General features: G+C 39.7%; 2 protein-coding genes. One reads left to right on the top strand and one right to left on the bottom strand.

Features of this window, described 5'->3' with window-relative positions; translation table 11 throughout:
• Nucleotides 1-144: 144 nt before the first annotated feature.
• Nucleotides 145-759 carry a 50S ribosomal protein L25 gene (locus PBAT_RS08010; protein WP_068648358.1) on the bottom strand — a complete coding sequence of 205 codons (615 nt, stop codon included), beginning with the start codon at nucleotides 757-759 and terminating at the stop codon, nucleotides 145-147.
• Between the two features lie 233 nt (nucleotides 760-992).
• Between PBAT_RS08010 and PBAT_RS08005 the strand changes: the two genes are divergently transcribed.
• A complete protein-coding gene (locus PBAT_RS08005; protein WP_068648356.1) occupies nucleotides 993-1,613 on the top strand; it encodes an acetate uptake transporter in 621 nt (206 codons plus the stop codon).
• Nucleotides 1,614-1,690: the final 77 nt, after the last annotated feature.

Genomic DNA, 1,690 nt, shown 5'->3' with positions numbered 1-1,690 from the left:
ACTAAACAACCTGAGCCCCTACGAATACAGGACTCAGGCTGCTTAAATATTGCTTTTTGTTAATTGTCTACTTGACAGGGGTCACTTCAAGATGACCGGGGTTCTTACTTGTCAATATTAAAATTCGTTAATTCTAATGGCCTTTTATTCTTTTGTTTCTGCTGTATTACTCGGAGTAACTTCTTCCGTTGTTTCAGCATCTTCTTCAAGCACTGCACGTGGAGCAGTTACCGCAACAAGCAAATGATCTTCTCCATTTGATGCCAACGTTACACCCTTAGGCAATTTCACTTCTGAAGCCATTAGTTTGTCTCCCATTTCAAGATGAGACACATCTACTTCTATCGTAGACGGAAGTTTAGAAGGCAGACCTTCAACTTCTAAATCGGTCAGCAAGTGTTGTACCACACCGCCTGATTTACTTCCAATTGCAACACCTTGGAAATCAATTGGTATACTTACACGAAGAGGCTGAGATTCTGAGATTTGCAAGAAGTCTACATGACTCCATTGGCCATCTTTTTTCTGGAAATCTTTAATAATAACAGATAGATCATCCATGCCTTCAACATGTAATTTAAACATCTCTGAACGACCTGTGCGAGCTAATTTCATCATTTCTTTATGATCAACATGTACCGATAGGCTGTTTGTATTCAATCCATATACTACTGCTGGAATCCGCCCACTTGCTCTCAAGTCTCTTAGTGAAGATTGTTTTTCTGTTCTTTTTTCAGCTGTAATTGAATGAGATGTCATAGTAAATTCCTCCTGGTTTAAATCAGTTTCTTACGCTAATGAATCACGCATATCTACTATTACCCAATTCAGAACGAATTCAAACATTTCTTTTGAAATTGTACATAAGTTCGCCTCTTTAATACTATTATTTCACACCATTTAGACCTGCTTTATGGTATGATGTCCAAGGCTGTTTGGACGTATGTAACGTTACTCCTTTCAGTCCCATAATTAATTACTTGGAGGCTTCTATGTCATCATCACAAACTAATCAAAAAGTACAAATCGTAAGTGCAGATCCTAGCGGAATTGGCTTATTTGGACTCGCCATCGTCACGCTTGTAGCATCATCACAAAAGCTTGAGCTCACTTCAGGGTTCAGCTACATTATCCCTTGGGCTATTTTTCTAGGTGGCTTAGCCCAATTATTCGCTTGTGTTCAAGACGCCAAACACAATAACACATTCGGAATGACAGCTTTTGGGGCCTACGGTCTATTCTGGCTTGGTGTTGCAAGCAGTTGGCTAATGAAACTTGGTGTATTCGGACCTGAACTTATGGGAGATATAGATGGTAAGCAATTGGGGTTTGCATTCATTGGTTACTTGGTGTTCACATTATTTATGACCATCGGTGCTATGGAGACCCATAAAGTGCTATTTATCATTTTTGTATTGATTGATTTACTATTCTTAGGCTTATCTTTCGATGCCTTTGGTATTGCGACACATATCTTTCATACTCTTGCAGCTTACGCCGAAATGGGAATTGCTATCGTCTCACTATATGGCTGTGGAGCTTCTGTCCTGAATGCTCATTTCGGTCGTGTTTTTCTACCTCTTGGTGCGCCATTCGGTATTTTCAAAAAGTAAGTTAGGTTTGTCCGCTATAAGGCAATAAATTTATAAATGACCAACCACCCTTACGGCTAGAGAGGCTAGCGTAAGGG

The sequence above is a fragment of the Paenibacillus antarcticus genome (assembly GCF_001637225.1).
In the GTDB taxonomy this organism is placed as follows: Bacteria; Bacillota; Bacilli; order Paenibacillales; family Paenibacillaceae; genus Paenibacillus_AQ; species Paenibacillus_AQ antarcticus.
This window is presented reverse-complemented; position numbering and strand designations above follow the sequence as displayed.